The sequence below is a fragment of the Rhizobium sp. PvP014 genome (assembly GCF_017876855.1).
Classification (GTDB): domain Bacteria; phylum Pseudomonadota; class Alphaproteobacteria; order Rhizobiales; family Rhizobiaceae; genus Neorhizobium; species Neorhizobium soli.
This window is the reverse complement of sequence record NZ_JAGIOT010000001.1, coordinates 517,830-534,345: the sequence shown is the minus strand read 5'-3', so window position 1 is coordinate 534,345 and position 16,516 is coordinate 517,830. Positions and strand designations below refer to the sequence as shown.

16 protein-coding genes are annotated in these 16,516 nt (G+C 62.2%); 10 read left to right on the top strand and 6 right to left on the bottom strand.

The window, feature by feature from the left end:
• Window positions 1–5 precede the first annotated feature (5 nt).
• The gene (locus tag J3A65_RS02455) at window positions 6–842 is read right to left on the bottom strand and encodes an IclR family transcriptional regulator (protein ID WP_192078535.1); all 837 of its coding nucleotides are present in this window, start codon (window positions 840–842) and stop codon (window positions 6–8) included.
• Window positions 839–1,936: a Gfo/Idh/MocA family oxidoreductase gene (locus J3A65_RS02450; protein WP_209899096.1), complete on the bottom strand. Its 1,098-nt coding sequence runs from the start codon at window positions 1,934–1,936 to the stop codon at window positions 839–841. Before J3A65_RS02450 ends, J3A65_RS02455 begins: the two co-directional genes overlap by 4 nt.
• A gap of 139 nt (window positions 1,937–2,075) precedes the next feature.
• Here J3A65_RS02450 and J3A65_RS02445 point away from each other — a divergent pair, with 139 nt between their 5' ends.
• The 8 genes from J3A65_RS02445 (at window position 2,076) to J3A65_RS02410 (ending at window position 10,285) form a co-directional block, all read left to right on the top strand.
• On the top strand, window positions 2,076–3,806 hold the full coding sequence (locus J3A65_RS02445) for an FAD-dependent oxidoreductase (RefSeq protein ID WP_209899093.1): 1,731 nt from the start codon (window positions 2,076–2,078) through the stop codon (window positions 3,804–3,806).
• A complete protein-coding gene (locus J3A65_RS02440) occupies window positions 3,803–4,690 on the top strand; it encodes an NAD(P)-dependent oxidoreductase (protein WP_209899090.1) in 888 nt (295 codons plus the stop codon). Before J3A65_RS02445 ends, J3A65_RS02440 begins: the two co-directional genes overlap by 4 nt.
• A gap of 108 nt (window positions 4,691–4,798) precedes the next feature.
• Window positions 4,799–5,611 (top strand): shikimate dehydrogenase, encoded by an 813-nt coding sequence (locus J3A65_RS02435; protein WP_348635234.1) that lies wholly within the window; start codon window positions 4,799–4,801, stop codon window positions 5,609–5,611.
• A gap of 116 nt (window positions 5,612–5,727) precedes the next feature.
• Window positions 5,728–6,855 carry an ABC transporter substrate-binding protein gene (locus tag J3A65_RS02430; protein WP_209899088.1) on the top strand — a complete coding sequence of 376 codons (1,128 nt, stop codon included), beginning with the start codon at window positions 5,728–5,730 and terminating at the stop codon, window positions 6,853–6,855.
• Window positions 6,856–6,956: 101 nt separating this feature from the next.
• Window positions 6,957–7,835 carry a branched-chain amino acid ABC transporter permease gene (locus tag J3A65_RS02425; RefSeq protein ID WP_062459345.1) on the top strand — a complete coding sequence of 293 codons (879 nt, stop codon included), beginning with the start codon at window positions 6,957–6,959 and terminating at the stop codon, window positions 7,833–7,835.
• On the top strand, window positions 7,832–8,806 hold the full coding sequence (locus tag J3A65_RS02420) for a branched-chain amino acid ABC transporter permease (protein WP_209899086.1): 975 nt from the start codon (window positions 7,832–7,834) through the stop codon (window positions 8,804–8,806). Before J3A65_RS02425 ends, J3A65_RS02420 begins: the two co-directional genes overlap by 4 nt.
• The gene (locus J3A65_RS02415) at window positions 8,803–9,561 is read left to right on the top strand and encodes an ABC transporter ATP-binding protein (RefSeq protein ID WP_062459341.1); all 759 of its coding nucleotides are present in this window, start codon (window positions 8,803–8,805) and stop codon (window positions 9,559–9,561) included. Before J3A65_RS02420 ends, J3A65_RS02415 begins: the two co-directional genes overlap by 4 nt.
• Before the next feature lies 1 nt (window position 9,562).
• Window positions 9,563–10,285: an ABC transporter ATP-binding protein gene (locus J3A65_RS02410; RefSeq protein ID WP_113166127.1), complete on the top strand. Its 723-nt coding sequence runs from the start codon at window positions 9,563–9,565 to the stop codon at window positions 10,283–10,285.
• Window positions 10,286–10,325: 40 nt separating this feature from the next.
• Here J3A65_RS02410 and J3A65_RS02405 read toward each other — a convergent pair whose 3' ends face one another.
• From J3A65_RS02405 to J3A65_RS02395, 3 genes are read right to left on the bottom strand one after another with little or no spacing between them, the layout of a single operon-like run.
• Complete coding sequence (locus tag J3A65_RS02405) at window positions 10,326–11,069, bottom strand: SDR family oxidoreductase (protein ID WP_209899083.1); 744 nt, start codon at window positions 11,067–11,069, stop codon at window positions 10,326–10,328.
• The gene (locus J3A65_RS02400) at window positions 11,062–11,841 is read right to left on the bottom strand and encodes a glucose 1-dehydrogenase (RefSeq protein WP_209899081.1); all 780 of its coding nucleotides are present in this window, start codon (window positions 11,839–11,841) and stop codon (window positions 11,062–11,064) included. Before J3A65_RS02400 ends, J3A65_RS02405 begins: the two co-directional genes overlap by 8 nt.
• Window positions 11,838–13,538 carry an FAD-dependent oxidoreductase gene (locus J3A65_RS02395; protein WP_209899078.1) on the bottom strand — a complete coding sequence of 567 codons (1,701 nt, stop codon included), beginning with the start codon at window positions 13,536–13,538 and terminating at the stop codon, window positions 11,838–11,840. The genes J3A65_RS02400 and J3A65_RS02395 overlap by 4 nt, the downstream gene beginning before the upstream one ends.
• Before the next feature lie 116 nt (window positions 13,539–13,654).
• Here J3A65_RS02395 and J3A65_RS02390 point away from each other — a divergent pair, with 116 nt between their 5' ends.
• Both J3A65_RS02390 and J3A65_RS02385 read left to right on the top strand, forming a co-directional pair.
• Window positions 13,655–14,554 (top strand): helix-turn-helix domain-containing protein, encoded by a 900-nt coding sequence (locus J3A65_RS02390; RefSeq protein WP_209899075.1) that lies wholly within the window; start codon window positions 13,655–13,657, stop codon window positions 14,552–14,554.
• An 85-nt stretch (window positions 14,555–14,639) separates the two neighbouring features.
• Window positions 14,640–15,203 carry an NIPSNAP family protein gene (locus tag J3A65_RS02385; RefSeq protein ID WP_209899072.1) on the top strand — a complete coding sequence of 188 codons (564 nt, stop codon included), beginning with the start codon at window positions 14,640–14,642 and terminating at the stop codon, window positions 15,201–15,203.
• Window positions 15,204–15,221: 18 nt separating this feature from the next.
• Here the strand turns inward: J3A65_RS02385 and J3A65_RS02380 are convergent, their stop codons facing one another.
• The gene (locus J3A65_RS02380) at window positions 15,222–16,496 is read right to left on the bottom strand and encodes an MATE family efflux transporter (protein ID WP_202048838.1); all 1,275 of its coding nucleotides are present in this window, start codon (window positions 16,494–16,496) and stop codon (window positions 15,222–15,224) included.
• Window positions 16,497–16,516 lie beyond the last annotated feature (20 nt).

The following is a 16,516-nucleotide window of genomic DNA, read 5'->3' as shown; positions in this document are numbered from 1 at the left end:
CGTTGCTACGCGGTCTTTCGTTCCATTCCGCTGGCCGGCTCAACCGCCTTCACGACTGCCTGAAAATATTGCGATCCCGAGGCTGCCTCGCCAAGTTCGATGGCCGCGGCCTGAAGACGAGGTGCGAGCACCGCCATCCGCTCCGCGGTCATCCGCACGGCCGGGCCGGCGATCGAGAGACATCCGAGCACCTGACCATGGCCGTGATACCGGACCGGAACGGCCATAGCCGCCATGCCGGCGATATAGCTATCCACCGCCGTCGCGTAACCGAGGGCGCGGGCCTCAGCCAGTTGTTCCAACAGCAGCGTAAGGCTGCGCGGGGCGTTCGGTCCCGTGCCTTCCGCCTGTCGCAAAAGCCCTTGGCCGGAGACAAGCGACAGCGCCTCTTCATCACTCATCGACGAAAGCCACGCCTTACCCCCGGCGGAACTCGCCAGATGCACGACAACGCCCTGTTCCTGGCCCGGATCGTAACGGAGGCCACGTGTTGCCCCCTGCGCCACCGCCACCCAGGTCAGACGGTCGCCATCGATGACGGAAAGCCGGATCAACTCGCCGGAATGCGCCGCCAGTTCGTCGAGCACCGGCTGCGCCACATCCGTAATGCCGGCACGGCCGAGAAACCCGACGCCCATGGCCGGCAGCTTGATGGTCAGGGCGTAATCGCCCTGCGCCTGGGCCTGGCGCACATAACCTAGCCGCGCGAGCTCCTGCAAAGTCCGGTGTACGCCGCTTGCCGGCTGATCGATTTCGCTGGCGATCGCCGACACGGTGAGGCCGGCCGGATGATTGACCAGCAGTTCGATGATGGCGAGGGATTTTCCGAGAACGCTGCTCATGGACCCATTCCGTTGTTGAACACGGTTCCACTAAGGCTTTCGAGCGGTGAAAGGTCAACTGTGACGGACTGTCCGGTATCGGCTGCCGCGCGGATCGCATCGAGCACGATCAGGTTGGCCGTCGCGTCTCGTACTGACACGATCGGTGTGCCTGACCCATCGATCAGATCGGCAAAATGGGAAAGCTGGCGCTCGTAGGGGTCGGCCTGGATGACATCGAGTACTGTCGGTCGCAACTTCTCAGTCCAGTCCGGCTCGCCCTTCGGTTCCCAGAGCGTCAGATCGGGCAGCGAGAGGCCATCTTTGCTGCCGGTATAATGGTGGGCGGTTACCGGATGAGCCGGAAAGCGCGCCGGATTTTCGGCCGCTGTCAGGTCCCAGGCCCAGGGGCCGACCGCGGTATCGGAAATGCACAGGGTCGCGATCCCGCCATCGACAAAGGAGAGATTGACCGCCGCCGTATCCTCGACGGCAAAACCGCGGCGCGCATGGCTGGCGATCGCCTGGACCTGCGCAATCTCGCCGAAGAAATGCCGCAGCAGATCGATTTCGTGGACCATGTTGATCAGCAGTGGCCCGCCGGCGCCCGGAGTTCTGCGCCACGCGGCCTCGAAGTATCCGGCCGGCTTGGCAAGCGAACAGGTCACGGTCGCCATCACCAGATCGCCAATCCGGCCGGCATGGATCGCCGCATGGGCTGCGCGGATGATCGGGTTATGGCGGCGGTGGTGACCGATCAGAAGCGGCAGACCGGTCTCGTCGGCAATCGCGATCAGCCTCAGCGCCGAAGCCAGGCTTTCGGCGACCGGCTTTTCCAGAAGCACAGGAATACCGGCCCGCAACAAAGCTTCGGATACGGGGAGATGCGTCTCGTTCGGAGTGGCGACGATCGCCGCGCGAGCGAGACTCGAATCGATCAACGCCTCTGCGGAAAGAAGACAGGGAATGCCGAGCGAGGCGGCGAGAACAGCTCCCGCCGGCATCGGGTCGACGATCGAGGTCAGGCGAAAACGGGGCATTCCGGCCAGCGTATCGATATGCGTACGGCCGATGGCACCGGCACCAATTACCGCAATGTCGATTACACGTCCCATCCAAATCCTCCCCGATCGAATGTGAGGTATCAGACGAATAACGAAAATGGAACTGGTTTTTATTCTTGAATGTCATTCCATTATTTGTGATGGTGGCCATAGAAGATTGGTCTGTCTCGTCTTTTGGGAGGATTGTCACATGCAACATGCATTGACGAAGGTCGGGCCGGATTACGATGTCGTCGTACTGGGAGCTGGCGCAGGAGGCATGTCTGCCGCCATCTTTGCCGCGATGGAAGGCGCACGTGTCCTTTTGGTCGAGCGCACCGAATATCTCGGCGGCACGACCTCCTATTCCGCCGCGACCACGTGGATCCCGCTTACCCGTCACGCGCAGGCCATGGGTGCCGACGACAGTCGCGATAAGGTTTCAGGCTTTCTCGATCGCGCTGTCGGAAACCACAGCTCCAAATCCGTGCGCGATGCGTTTGTTGCAGCCGGGACAGGTGTGGTCGATGCGCTGGAAGACAAAACGGACGTCAAATTCCGTGCGCGCCCTTTTCACCCCGACTATCTTTACGAGCTCGAGGGCGCCACGTCCTTCGGGCGGGCGCTCGAACCTTTGCCGTTCAATGCATCGGCGCTCGGGAAAGACCTGCATCTCATCCGTCCGCCCATCCCGGAATTTACCATTCTCGGCGGCCTCATGGTGGACCGTGACGACATCGCCCATCTGATGAAAATCGGCAAATCGGCGAAGTCGACCGCTTACTCGGCTCGACTGATCGGACATTACTACCTGGACAAGATCCGCCAAGGCCGCGGAACGCGGCTGGTGATGGGCAATGCTCTCATCGGCAGGATGCTGCTTGCCGCGCGCAAGCTTGGGGTCACCATCCTCACCGAAACCGAGGCATTGGCATTCACGACCGGGCCTCACGGCGTAACAGGCGTGACACTCCGTCAGAAGGATACCGAACGGCAGATTCACGTCACGGGCGGTTTGATCCTCGCCTCCGGCGGCTTTGCCCGTCACCCGACCATGCGGGCAGACAAGCTGCCGCAACCGCTGCCCGAATTCAGTCCGTCTGCCCCCGGCCATACGGGCACGCTGCATGATCTGGCCTTTACCGCCGGGGCCTATCACGGCGACATGGCGGCGCAGCCGTGTTTCTGGGCGCCGGTCTCGCATCGCAAGCGCGCCGATGGCTCGATGGCGGTTTTCCCGCATTTCGTCTTCGACCGTTCAAAGCCCGGCATCATCTCGGTCGGCCGCGACGGGCGTCGCTTCGTCAACGAAAGCACCAGCTACCACCTGTTCGTGTCGGCCATGTATGCGGCGAACAAGGACGGCAGCCATGTGCCCACCTATCTGATTGCCGACGCTACGGCGCTGAAGACATACGGCATGGGGATGATCCGACCCGGCGGGGCAAACATCGCACCCTTTCTCGCCGATGGTTACCTGACCGAGGCTGCGACGCTCGACGAACTCGCCAGCAAGCTCGGCATCGACGCTGCCGGCCTGAACGACAGCGTGGCCAGAATGAACGCCTATGCAAGGACCGGCACGGACGCCGACTTCGCCCGCGGCACCACCGTCTACGAAAAGGCCAATGGCGATCCGACGCATGGGCCCAATCCGACACTCGGGCCGCTCGAGACGGCTCCCTATTATGCCGTCAAACTCTGGCCTGGCGATATCGGCTCGGCCATAGGCCTGGTCGGCGACGAAAATGCCCAGCTTCTGCGGCGCGACGGATCGGCGATCTCAGGCCTTTACGCCTGCGGCAACGATTTGCAGTCGATCATGGGCGGGGTCTATCCCGGCCCAGGCATCACTGTTGGCCCGGCGATCGTGTTCGGGGCCATCGCCGCCCGTCATGCAGCCCGCCGCGCCGTCGCTGCTCGCAAGGGAGAGGCTGCATGAGCCTCGTCCTTGTGACCGGCGGAACCGGCTTCGTCGGCCTGCGAACCGTCAGGGCATTGCAGGCGGCCGGGCACCGGGTCCGGATCTTCGACCTGGCTCCCAAGCCGGAACGACTATCCGTCATGGATGGCGTCGACATCGTCTCGGGCGACATCACCGATGCCGCCGCGGTGGCGAAAGCTGCCGATGGATGCAACGGAATTGTCCATCTCGTCGGCCTGATGACGGTCGATTGTGCCCGCAGCCCGGCGCTCGGCACGCGCGTCAATCTTCTAGGCAGCATCAACGTGTTCGAGGCGGCAAAGGCAAAGCACCTACCGGTTGCCTATCTGAGTTCGGCCGGCGTGTTCGGACTCGACGATGCCGTCAATCCGAGGCCGATGACGGTCTATGGGGCGACAAAGCTTGCGGTCGAAGGCATGGCGCGGGCCTATCTGCTCGACCACGGCATCCCGAGCCTCGGCCTTCGCCCCTACATCGTCTACGGCCCCGGCGAAAGCGCTGGCATCGCGGCTGGTCCGTCGATCGCGCTTGGAGCAGCCGTGCGCCGCGAACCGGCCGAAATCCATTTTTCCGGCCGCGTCGGCTTCGTCTACGTGGACGACGTGGCACAGATGTTATCGACCGCGATGACAGTGCCGCTGGAAGGAGCGACCGTTCTGACCATGGCCGGAGATACGGTGGAGATGACCGATTTTGTCGCCGAACTCAGTCACCAGTCCGGCTGGAACGAGATCCGGATCAGCGGACCGCCCTTGCGTATTCCCGCCGATTTGGCGTCGGACCCGGTGCCGCACATCCTCGGCAATCAGCCTGTCACGACTGTCGGCAACGGCATCGCCCGGGCCTTGGCCGAACTGAAGGAGACCGCCGGTGTTGAATAGTCCAACGTTTCGCCCCCATCGTCCATTTGCCGACGAAGGGGCCTATGTTTTTGTCGAGCTTGAGAACGACCGGACAAGGGTCGGATCGCATGCCGAGGGGAGGAAGGCGTGAGTATAAATATAAAGGTCGACGGGGAGACCAAGCTCTTCCCGATCATCGGCCATCCGATCGGACAGGTGAAATCGCCCGCTTCGCTCAGCCAGATCATGGCCGATCGCGGCTTTAACGGCATCGTCGCACCGGTCCATATTCTCCCCGAAGACCTGGCCGGCTGGCTGTCGCAGGCAAAGAGCATGCGCAATGTCGCGGGCATCATTGTCACGGTACCGCACAAAGTCCCCTGCCTCGAATTCTGCGCCCGCATATCGGCCCGCGCAAAGGCATCCGGCGCCGTCAACATCATGATCCGCGATGGCGACGACTGGGTGGGCGACGCGACCGACGGACACGGCTGCCTTGACGGTATCGCGGCCCAAGGCTTCGAGATCGCCGGCAAGTCTGCGCTTCTGGTGGGTACCGGCGGCGCCGGAGCGGCCATCGCCTACGAAATCCTGGCGCGCGGCGCCTCGGAACTGGCCCTGCACGATCTCGACACGCACAAACGCGATGCGTTGATCGCGCAGTTGAACAAGGCATTTCCGGGTCGTGCGCGGATAGGCTCAACAGATCCACGCGGTTTTGCACTGGTCGCCAATGCCACGCCACTTGGCATGCGGGAGACCGATCCCCTGCCGGTGCAGACGGATCTTCTGACCGCAGACCAGTTCGTCTCGGACGTCGTGACGCGACCGGCCGTGCCGCCGCTGATTGCTGCTGCCCGCGACAAGGGCTGCGGCACCATGTCCGGGTCAGGCATGTTCGACGCCCAGGCCGTGCTGCTGGCCGATCTGTTGATGGGGACACGCACGATCGACGCCTAGGCGATCGAGACGGAGACACCGCAGGCCCGGGTCTACGCCCGGGCATGAGGATACGGCGACAAGGGAGGAGACCTGGCCGCCGGGACGGAAATATCGATCAGCCAAGGAGGAAGGTCATGATCAGACAACTTATCACCACGACTGCAATGGTACTGGCGCTCGGCGCAATGCCGGCGCTTGCTGAACTGAAGGTCGGCTCGATCGTCGAGTTGTCCGGACCCGGCGCCGCGGCCGGCACCAACTTCCGCGATGGCGTGAAGATGGGCTTTGAGGAAATCAATGCCCAGGGCGGCATTCTCAAGGAGCCGGTCAAGGTTCTGGAATATGACAGCCAGACCGACCCACAGGTTTCGCGCGCCATGGTGCAGAAGGGTATCGACGACGGTATCTACGCGATCATGGGAACGGTGTTCTCGTCATCAACCGTGGTCAACATGCTGGTCGCGCGTCAGGCCGGCATTCCGCAGTTCACCGGCTCCGAGGCTCCGTCCATCGTCGCCATGAAAAACCCCTACATCTTCCGCACCGCCTTCGGCTCGCAAAAGGGCGTGCCGAAACTTGCCAAATACATGTCCGAGACGATGGGCCTGAAAAAGGTCGGCGTCGCCTGGGCCAATACCGAATTCGGCAAGGGCGGCCACAAGGCTTTCGTCGATGCGATGAAGGCTGCCAATATCGAGATCGTCGTCGATGTGCCGTCCGAACAGGCGCAGGCTGACTTTTCCGCCGACGTGCTGAAGCTGAAGGGCTCCATGGCCGAAGCCTTCTTCATCTATTACACCGAAGAAGAAAGCGCCCGCTTCCTGCGCGAAGCCCGCAAGCAAGGCCTGAACAAACCCCTTCTCGGCGAAACTACTCTGATCGGCCACAAGGTCATCGAACTTGCCGGCGATGCAGCCAACGGCGCTATGGGCCATGTCGGCCTGACGCCCGATGCCGATATCCCCGCCGTCAAGGAAATGGTCGAGCGCTTCAAGACGAAGTTCAAGTACACGCCCGACCACAATGCCATCAAAGGCTACACCGCCGCCTGGACGCTGAAATACGTCACGGAAATGGTCGGCAAGCCGGACAGCAAGGCCATCGCGGAAAAGCTGCACGGTCTCAAGCTGACAGCCAAGGAGCACCCCGGCGTCCTGATGGATGTGAGTTGGGACGATACCGGCGAGATGTCGCGCGAAAGCTTTGTCGTGAAAGTCGAGAACGGCAAACAGGTGGTCCAGGCGGTGCTGCCGCCGAACTGATGCCGATCGCATGACGAGACAAGTGCCGGCGGTTCGCGCCGCCGGCACGTCGTCATCAATCCTGCACGTCACGCCGATTACCAGCCCGTGAGGACGACCCCATGGCCGAGTTTATCCAGATTATTGTCTCCGGTCTCGCCGCCGGCTCCATCTACGCGCTTGCGGCAGTCGGCTTCACCCTGTTGTGGCAGGCATCGCAAACCATCAACTTTGCCCAAGGCGAGTTCGTCATGCTGCCGGCGTTTTTCGTGCTGGTTGGTATGACAGTGTTTGGCCTGCCGCTATGGCCGTCCGTGGCGCTGGCGCTCGCGCTGTCGCTTCTTATCCTCGGCGTGGCCTTCAAGCGGCTGATCGTCGAACCGATGCTGCCGCACGGAACGCTGCCGCTGGTCATCGCCACCATTTCGCTCGGCCTCCTGATGAAGGAAAGCGTCAAGGAATTTTACGGCGCGACCGCCCAGCCCTTCCCTGCGATCTTTCCGCAGACGGTCTACGAGATCGCCGGCGCCAGCGTTTCTATGCAAGATATCGGCAATCTCGTTGTCTCGATGCTCGCAATCGGCAGCCTGCAGCTGTTTCTCAACCGAACACGGACCGGCCGATGCATGCAGGCCAGCGCCCAGAATCCGGCGGTCGCCGAAATCCTCGGCGTCAACGTCAAGCGCATGGTGCTCTATACATTTCTGATCAATGCCGGCCTTGCCACCGTGGCCTCGGTGCTGATCTCGCCGATCTATCTCGCCAAGTTTTCCAATGGTGAAACGCTCGGCCTCGTCGCCTTCATCGCCGCCATCGTGGGCGGGTTCAACCAGATCCGCGGCGCCCTGGTCGGCGGTCTGCTGATCGGCGTGATCGACAATCTGTCAGCCGTCTACATCTCCGCCCAGTACCGCTCGGCCATGCCGCTTCTGCTTCTGATCGCCATCATCCTCTTGCGTCCGCAGGGCCTGCTCGGCACCTCGGAAGGGAGAACCGTATGATCCGCCTGAAACCGTTTCTGCTTCTGCTGGGTCTTGCTGCCCTCGTCGCCGCTCCGATCGGCCAGGGCAACTACATTGTCTACACGCTGGCCTCGTGGCTGATTTTCTCGATCACCGCCATGGGTCTCAACCTGACGCTCGGTTATGCCGGCCAAGTCAGCCTGGCGCAGGCCGCCTTCATGGGCATCGGCGCCTACATCACCGCGCTGATGACACTCAACGGCATTCACTGGGGACTGGCCGTGATCGTGTCGATCGCAGCAAGCTTCGCGGTCGGCTTGCTGCTCGGCTACCCCGCGCTGCGGGTTCAGCACCACTTCCTCGCCTTCGTCACGCTTGCCTTCAACACGCTGTTGTTCCTCGTGCTGCGCAACGAGGAAGAGATAACCGGCGGGTCGTTCGGCCTTGTGGGCATGCCTCGGCCGTCGTTTTTCGGTATCACCACCGACAGCAACATCGCCTTTTACTATTTCACGCTGGTGTGTTTCATCGTTTCCGCCGGCGCCATGTGGTGGATCCTGCGCTCTCCCTGGGGGCGAGCCTTCAGGGCGCTGCGGGAAAATCCAATCCGCGCCGAAAGCCTCGGCCTTAAGGTTCGACGCCAGACACTGCTCGCCTTTGCCATCGGCTCTGCGTTCGGCGGTCTTGCCGGCGCGCTGCAGGCACCGCTGGTGCAGTTCATCGAGCCCAGCAGCTTTGCACTGATCCATTCCCTGAAAATCCTGCTGATGGTGGTGGTCGGCGGTTCGGGCTTCTTCTTCGGCCCGATGCTGGGTGCCGCCGTGGTGATTCTCCTGCCGGAACTGCTGCGCTTCACGGAAGGCTATTACCTGATCATCTACTCGACGCTGGTGATCGTCCTGATGGTGTTTTCGCCAACCGGCCTGATCGGGGCCGGCAAGAAACTCGCGGAAAGGTTCCGGCCCAAGCATGAAGCCCGCCGGGACCTCAAACAGGGAGTCCAGCTATGAATGCGGCGGCCCAGGAGGTCATTCTTTCGGTTCACAACATCTCGAAACGGTTCGGCGGCATCCGTGCCGTCCATCAGGTCAGCTTCGATGTGCATAAAGGCGAAATCCTCGGATTGATCGGCCCGAACGGGTCGGGCAAATCGACGCTGTTCAACTGCATTCTTGGCCAGTCGAAGCCGACCGAGGGGCACTGCCAGATCAACGGCAAGTCCACCGATGGCGTAAGGCCTGCCGACCTGTCTCTGATGGGGGTCGGCCGCACCTTCCAGCAGCTCTCGGTCTTCCCCAACATGACGGTGCTCGACAATGTCATTGTGGCCGGCCAGGAACATGAAGGCTCGATGCTGTCGCGCCTGTTCGGCAAATCGGATGCGGGACTGACGACGAAGGCCGAACAGCTGATCGAGTTCTTCCGGTTGACGCCTTACCGCGATACGCCGGCGGGCTCGCTCTCCTATGGCCAGCAAAAGCTGGTCGATGCGGCCATGGCCTTCATGGCAGGGCCCGGGATCGTGCTGCTCGACGAGCCGGCGGGCGGCGTCAACCTGACCATGCTTGGGCACCTCAAGGACCGGCTGATCACCTACAACCGCGAACACGGCACAACCTTCGTGGTCATCGAGCACAATATGGAGTTCGTCATGTCGCTCTGCACCCGCGTCATCGTGCTGGCGCAGGGCGAGATCATCGCCGAGGGGACACCGGATGAGATCCGGGCGAACCAATTGGTCATCGACGCGTATCTCGGAGGCTGACATGCTGGAAGTGAAAAACCTCAATGGCGGTTACGGCCGCATCACAATTCTCAACGGGACGTCTTTCAGCATACCGAAGGCGTCCATCACCACGGTGATCGGTCCGAACGGCGCTGGCAAATCCACGGTGTTCAAGGCGATCTTCGGGTTGCTCAACATCAATTCCGGCTCCATCCACCTGGAAGGCGAGGACGTGACGCGCAAGCGCCCGGCCGATATGATTGCCCGTGGCGTTACCTACGTGCCGCAGGGCCGCAATGTCGTGCCGCAACTGTCCGTGCTGCACAATCTCGAACTCGGCGGCATCACCGCCAAGGATCAGGCGCGGGTGAAAATGCGGATGGAACAGGTCATGGACCAGTTCCCGATGCTGCGCCAGCGCAAGGACCAGAAGGCGATCGAGCTCTCCGGCGGCCAGCAGAAACAGCTTGAGATCGCCCGCGCGCTGCTGCTCGATCCGAAGCTGATCCTGATCGACGAACCGTCAATCGGCCTGTCCCCCAATCTCGTGCAGGAGGTGTTCCAGACGCTGACCCGCCTGCGCGACCAGGGCGTAACGATCCTGATGGTCGAACAGAATGCCAAGGCGGCGCTCGCCATGTCGGATTACGGGCTGGTGCTGGAACTCGGCCAGACGCGTATGTTCGACAGGTCGGACAAGCTGCTCAATGACCCGCGTGTCGGCCAGCTGTTTCTCGGCGGTCACATCGAGGATGCCGCCTGATCGATCCTCGCGATCGCATAACCTTTTCGGCGACGCGTTCTCAAGGGGACGCGTCGCCGAAATCACCGAACGCGGTCCAGCCGCCGTCGACCGGCAGCACCACACCGGTGATCGCCGATGCCGCTGGTGAGGCTAGGAAATTGACGGCGGCCGCCACCTCCTCGGCCATGATCAGTCGCCCGATCGGCGTGCGGCGGCGAAGCGTGGGCAGATCGATCCGGCCTGCGGCGGCCAGCTTTTCCACCAGCGCCGTCTGCACGAAAGCCGGCGCAACGGCGTTGACCCGCACACCGCGCCCTGCCCACTCGCAGGCCATTGCCCGTGTCATGGCACCGATCCCGGCCTTGGCGGCGCCATAGGCGTTGCGCTTGGGAAGACCGGTCAGTCCCGCGATCGAGGACAGGTTGACGATTGCGCCATCGCCCCGCGCGACCATGCCACGCGCCACTTCGCGCGACATCAGAAACGTGCCGGCCAGATGCACATCGAGGACGCGCCGGAAAGCCTCGATCCCCTGCTCCAGCGTTGGCAGGTGGCTGTCGCCGATCCCGGCATTGTTGACCAGCACATCGAACAGCGCTGAACCAGCGACCGCGGCCACCTGCGCCTCATCGGTCACATCGCAGGCAATGCCGCGATGGACATCGCCCAATTCGGCCGCCCGCTCAGCAGCCTTATCGCCGTCGATATCGGCGATGGTGATGCGGTGGCCGCTTTGAGCAAGCGCTCGGGCAATTGCCAGGCCGATCCCGTCGGCGCTGCCGGTGACGAGGGCTTCACGCATAGCCGGGCCTCGGTACCAGTCCCATCAGCGATTGCGACAGCCCCCCATCGACGAGGATGTCCTGTCCCGTGATGTAGGATGCACGCGGCGAGGAGAGGAACAAGGCCGTATCGGCCAGATCTTCGGGGCTTGCGATACGGCCGACGGGGACCATGGCTTCGCGTCGCGCTTTGACCTGCGGATCGGCGTAGAAGGTTTCGGAAAGCGTCGTGCGCACCAGGCCAGGGCTCAACGTATTCGAGCGGATGCCCTTGGGTCCCCATTCGTAGGCAAGCTGGCGCGACAGCATCAGGATTGCCGCCTTCGACGCTGAATAGGCGCCGCTTGCAGGCTGAGGGTGGCTGCCCGAGATGCTAGCCACATGCACCAAGGCGCCCCGTCCGCGGGACATCATGCCGCGACCGAACGCCTGAGCGGTCACGAGATAACCCGTAAGGTTGACGGAAAGCATCGCCGACCAGTCGGCCTCGGACACGATTTCGAGCGGGCCGGGCCGCAGAATTCCGGCGTTGTTGATGAGGATATCAGCGCCTCCCTGCGCCTCGACCGCCTCCGCCGCTGCTGCAACTTCGTCTGTCCGAGACACATCACAGCTAAGCGAAAGACTCCCCATACCCAGTTCGACAGCGAGCGACGCCGTCTGCGCCTCGTCACGGTCGAGCAGCACGACCCGCACCCCTTGAGCAGCGAAGGCTCGCGCCAGCCCCTGACCGATGCCACCTCCAGCCCCGGTGATGACGGCCGTCTTTCCCTCCAGTCCAAGCCAGTTCATGCCGCGTCTCCCTCCGCCGCCGATATGCCTGCGAGGTAACGCCCGGTGATCCAGCCGAATGTCATCGCCGGGCCGAGCGTGATGCCGGCCCCGGGATAATTGCCGCCCATGATAGAGGCCCGGTCGTTGCCAACCGCAAACAGCCCGTCGATCACCCGGCCATCCCGATCGACGACCGCGCCCTCCACTGTGGTTTTCAGTCCGTCGAACGTTCCGAGGTCGCCGATTTCCAGCCGGACGGCGTAGAACGGCCCTTGCTCCACAGGCGCAACCGAAGGGTTGGGCTTGTGGTCGGGATCGGCAAGGTATCGGTTGAAGGTGGTCTCGCCGCGATGGAACTGTTCGTCCCGTCCGTGCCTGGCGCCCCGGTTGAATTCGGCCACGGTCGCCACCAGACCGGTCGCATCGATCCCGCAGACCTTGGCGAGATCGGCAAGTGTCTTGCCTTTCTTGAGGTACCCGTTGCGAAGCCACGGCAGAAGTGGCACCGGCGCCGGTTTTGCGTGGCCAAGACCATATTTGCGGATCGCCCGATGATCGCAGATCAGCCAAGCGCCCGCCTCGCCCGCGGCAACCATGGCAGCGCCGACATCGTGGTAGCTTTCGCTCTCATTGGTAAATCGCCGGCCATTGGACAGAACGGCGATCATGCCCGGCTTGTAGCGATCGAGCAGATGCGGAAGATAGCCTTTGCCCGGCACGCGGCTGATCGGCATCCAGGCGGCCGGCTGGGCGAATTCGGCATCGAATGCGCCGCCTGCCTCCTCGCCGAGACGGATGCCGTCACCGGTATTGCCCTCCGGTACCGGCGAAAAATGCTCACCGCCTGCCTTGAGATGGGCGTAGATCCCGGCTCGCCTCGCGAGATCCTGCGCATATCCTCCGCAAGCAAGGACTACGCCCCGCCGGGCGACGATACGGCCGGGTGACGCGCCACCGACCTCGACACCGGTGATACGACCACCGTCCTTGGTCATCCGTAGCGCCGGCGTATCGGTCAGGATCGGAATATCGAGATCGAGACAGGCTGCGGCCAGCCGCGCTGCCAGCGCGTTGCCGCTCGTGACCTGGACGCCGCGGCCGTGACGCACAACCTCGCCGGCATGCGCGACAAGGCGTTTCATCACGTAGGAAAACGAGGTCAGCGATTTGGTGGCGTTGAAGAAATGCCTGATATCGGCATTGGACGAGTTGAACATCATGCCCATGAACGTGATCGAGCCGAGCGGCGGCCGCAGCCGCGCAAGATCGCTGCCGAGCACGCTGCTGTCGAAAGGCGCCGCCAGCACCGAGCGCCCGACATCGACGCCGCCAGCCACCGTCGGGTGATAGTCCGGGTAAAGCGTCGGGACGAATTTCACCACCGTCTCGCGTTCGAACCAGTCGAGCATTTTCGGACCGGCCTCGAGAAACGCGTCGATCGTTTGCGCGTCGAACCAGTTCCCGGTCTCGGCCTTGAGGTAACGGCGCGCCGCGTCGCGCGTATCGCTCGGGTTGTTCGATTTCCCGTGCCGGTTTCCGGGTATCCACAGCACGCCACCCGAAAACGCCGTCGTGCCTCCGAACACAGGCTCCTTCTCGGTCACGATCACGGACAGGCCGTGTTTCCTCGCCGTGATCGCGGTGGCAAGCCCTCCGGCGCCCGATCCGACGACCAGCACGTCACAGACGTGCCCCTCCTCCCTCTTCGGCTCCATCCGCTTCTCCCGGTCGCGTTTGATGGAGATCTTGCTAACCTGCATACCGGGGATGACCAATGGACGCCGTCGCGCAATTGTTGCACTATTTGGCAGGGAGATAATGAGGAGCACACATGGGAAGCTTGGCCGCAGGCGGCATTCCGCTTTACTATCTCTATGGCGATCAGGGTGCCGACGTCGATCTGGACTTCCTGCATATCGAACCCTTGCGTGACCGCAGCGGGCCAAACGATTGGAGAATTCGTCCGCATGCCCATCCGGACCACATGCAGGTTCTGCTGGTCAGAGAGGGGGGTGGAACCATCCGCATGGAGGATCAAATCTCATTCATACCCGCGCCTGCGATCATGGTCGTTCCAGCCGGAATTGTTCACCAGATCGATTTTGATCCGGGGACTGACGGCTACGTGGTGACGGCCGCACTCGGTTGCCTGAAGGCAGCGTCAAGCTCGGACCCGCGGCTCGAAACGGCTGCATCGAGACCGGCAGTCTATCCGATCGAAGGAACCGGCGTCAGCATTCCGGCCGTCGTCGATACGTTTCACTGGCTGCATCGGGAATTCATCTGGTCGGCACCTGGCCGGCGCATATCGATGATGGCACACTACATGCGGCTGCTCGTGATCGTGCTGAGGCTTAACATCACCCATGACGAGACCGGTATATCCACGCCAGACCGGGGTTATGATCTGCTTTTGCGCTACAGGGCCCTTCTGGAACGCCACTTCCGGACGGAGCGATCCTTGACCTTCTACGCGAAAGAGCTGGCGGCGACGCAGGCGCGGCTCAATGCGGCCTGCAAGGCTCGCGCCGGCAAGACCGCGTCGGACCTGCTCTACGAGCGGCTGTTGATGGAAGCCAAGCGCTACCTCGTCTATACCGAGAGCAGCGTCGCGCAGGTGGCCCATATGACCGGTTTCGACGACCCCGCCTATTTCAACCGCTTCTTTACCCAGCGTGTCGGAGTCTCTCCGGGGACCTATCGCAAACAGGCGGCACGACACGACAACTGATAGGCTCAATTGTCCAATCTCTTGTAGACCTTATCCATGTTCGCGGCCGGTCCGGCGTGCCAGACTGACGCGATGGGAGACGGTGATGATCCACGAATGGCGAACCTATCAGCTAAAGCCGGGCGCAACCGGCGAGTACCTCGCGCTGCTTGCAGACCTCGGGCTTCCACTTGTGACACGGCACCTGCCACTTCTCGGCTACTGGCAGGCGGAAACCGGCCCTCTGAACGTGATCCACCATCTCTGGACCTATGCGGACTGGGCTGAACGCGAAGCATGCCGCGCCGCACTCTCGAATGAAGAGGCTTGGGTAAACGGCTTCATCCCCCAGGCTTTCCCGATGGTGTTGCAGCAGCACAACTATCTGGCGACGCTTGGGCGCGGATCACCCGTTTTCGACACGGCCGTCGCCGACCGTCACAGGCAGCATGGCCCACGGCCCGCAGGCACGCCCTTATTTGCCCCTGACTGTGCAGGATTGGTGACCGGGCATGTGCCGCCTGATGCGGTCGCGCTGCTCGAGCCGTTTTCCGGTTCAGTTAGAGGTCCACTTGCCCTGCTTCCACGTCACGCTGATCCGTTGAGGTTCGTCGGTGGGTATGACGGACAGCACACCGTGCTTCGCCCCTTGTCATTTTCGCCGCTATGAGCGCTGTGCAAATTGCCGCTACACCTGCGCAAATGTCTCTTTCAGTTTCAAGCCGAGCGTTACCGCACGCGCTATCATCAGGATCATCATCGCTGTCCACAACCCTTCATTTCCCCAGATCTGCTGCAGACCATAAGCAGTGGCGATGAAGATGCAGGTGGAGATGATCATGCTGTTGCGCATATCGCGGGCGCGCATGGCTCCGATCATGATGCCATCAAGCATGAAGCTGGTCACGGAAACGAGCGGCAACGCGATCAGGAAGGGAAGCAGGGCAATGGCGGCGGTACGGACATCTTCCTGATCGGTGAGGAGCGAGACGATCGATGAGCCAGCGAAGGCGTAAACGACCGAAAACAGAAACGCCACCAGCCCCGACCACACAAACGCGGCCTTGATCACCTGGGCAAGCGCCTTTTTTTGCCGCGCGCCGATGACTGAACCGACCAGGGTTTCAGTGGCGTTCGCAAACCCGTCCAACCCATAGGATGTAAAGCCGTGGAGGTTGAGAAGGATGGCATTGGCGGCGAGGATCGTGTCGCCTTCCTTGGCACCGCTGCGGGCAAACCAGCCGAAACAGAGCAGAAGGAAGAAGCTTCGCAGAAAGATGTCCCGGTTGACCGCGACCAGCCGTCGAAGCGCCAACCCGTCCAGCAGCTCTTTCATCCGCACTGCGGGATGCGCACCGAATGGCTTGATGATGAAGAGGCCTGCGATCAAGGCCACCCATTCGGCAACGGCGGTCCCCGCCCCTATGCCGGCGACACCCCAGTCGAAAACAAGAACCAGCGTGAGAGTTGCGAGCAAGTTGACGATATTAAGGGCGACTTGTAGCGCCAGTGAGATCATCACGCGCTGGCAACCGAGAAGGTAGCCGAGAAGGACAAAATTTCCGAGCGTCGCAGGCGCTGACCAGATTCTGGCGAATGCATAATCCGACGCGCTCCGGTAGACCGCTTCACTGCCGCCGAGGAATCCGAGTCCGATCTCGATGATCGGCTTTTGCAGCAGGATGATCACGGCACCGCCGGCAGCGGCGATAAGCAGCGCCCGAAACAGATGCATGCGCATGAGCGTGCTATCTTTGGCACCCCACGCCTGGGAGACCAGACCGGTCGTTGCCATGCGCAGAAAACTGAAACTCCAGAAAAGGAAATTGAACAGCACGCCGCTCAGCGCGACCCCGCCGAGAAAGAAAGACCCCGGGAGATGTCCAGCCACCATCGTATCGACAAGTGACAGGATCGGCTGAGCCAGATTTGCGAGAATGATGGGAAGCGCCAGAAAGACCATCCGACGGTTCCAGTTTTCAT

Bases quoted from the DNA above. Each gene is read 5' to 3' on its own strand.
- J3A65_RS02420 (WP_209899086.1), top strand. From the start codon at position 7,832: ATGATCCGCCTGAAACCGTTTCTGCTTCTGCTGGGTCTTGCTGCCCTC.
- J3A65_RS02430 (WP_209899088.1), top strand. From the start codon at position 5,728: ATGATCAGACAACTTATCACCACGACTGCAATGGTACTGGCGCTCGGC.
- J3A65_RS02395 (WP_209899078.1), bottom strand. From the start codon at position 13,538: ATGGAGCCGAAGAGGGAGGAGGGGCACGTCTGTGACGTGCTGGTCGTC.
- J3A65_RS02440 (WP_209899090.1), top strand. From the start codon at position 3,803: ATGAGCCTCGTCCTTGTGACCGGCGGAACCGGCTTCGTCGGCCTGCGA.
- J3A65_RS02380 (WP_202048838.1), bottom strand. From the start codon at position 16,496: ATGGTCTTTCTGGCGCTTCCCATCATTCTCGCAAATCTGGCTCAGCCG.
- J3A65_RS02385 (WP_209899072.1), top strand. From the start codon at position 14,640: ATGATCCACGAATGGCGAACCTATCAGCTAAAGCCGGGCGCAACCGGC.
- J3A65_RS02405 (WP_209899083.1), bottom strand. From the start codon at position 11,069: ATGCGTGAAGCCCTCGTCACCGGCAGCGCCGACGGGATCGGCCTGGCA.
- J3A65_RS02400 (WP_209899081.1), bottom strand. From the start codon at position 11,841: ATGAACTGGCTTGGACTGGAGGGAAAGACGGCCGTCATCACCGGGGCT.
- J3A65_RS02455 (WP_192078535.1), bottom strand. From the start codon at position 842: ATGAGCAGCGTTCTCGGAAAATCCCTCGCCATCATCGAACTGCTGGTC.
- J3A65_RS02425 (WP_062459345.1), top strand. From the start codon at position 6,957: ATGGCCGAGTTTATCCAGATTATTGTCTCCGGTCTCGCCGCCGGCTCC.
- J3A65_RS02415 (WP_062459341.1), top strand. From the start codon at position 8,803: ATGAATGCGGCGGCCCAGGAGGTCATTCTTTCGGTTCACAACATCTCG.
- J3A65_RS02445 (WP_209899093.1), top strand. From the start codon at position 2,076: ATGCAACATGCATTGACGAAGGTCGGGCCGGATTACGATGTCGTCGTA.
- J3A65_RS02410 (WP_113166127.1), top strand. From the start codon at position 9,563: ATGCTGGAAGTGAAAAACCTCAATGGCGGTTACGGCCGCATCACAATT.
- J3A65_RS02450 (WP_209899096.1), bottom strand. From the start codon at position 1,936: ATGGGACGTGTAATCGACATTGCGGTAATTGGTGCCGGTGCCATCGGC.
- J3A65_RS02390 (WP_209899075.1), top strand. From the start codon at position 13,655: ATGGGAAGCTTGGCCGCAGGCGGCATTCCGCTTTACTATCTCTATGGC.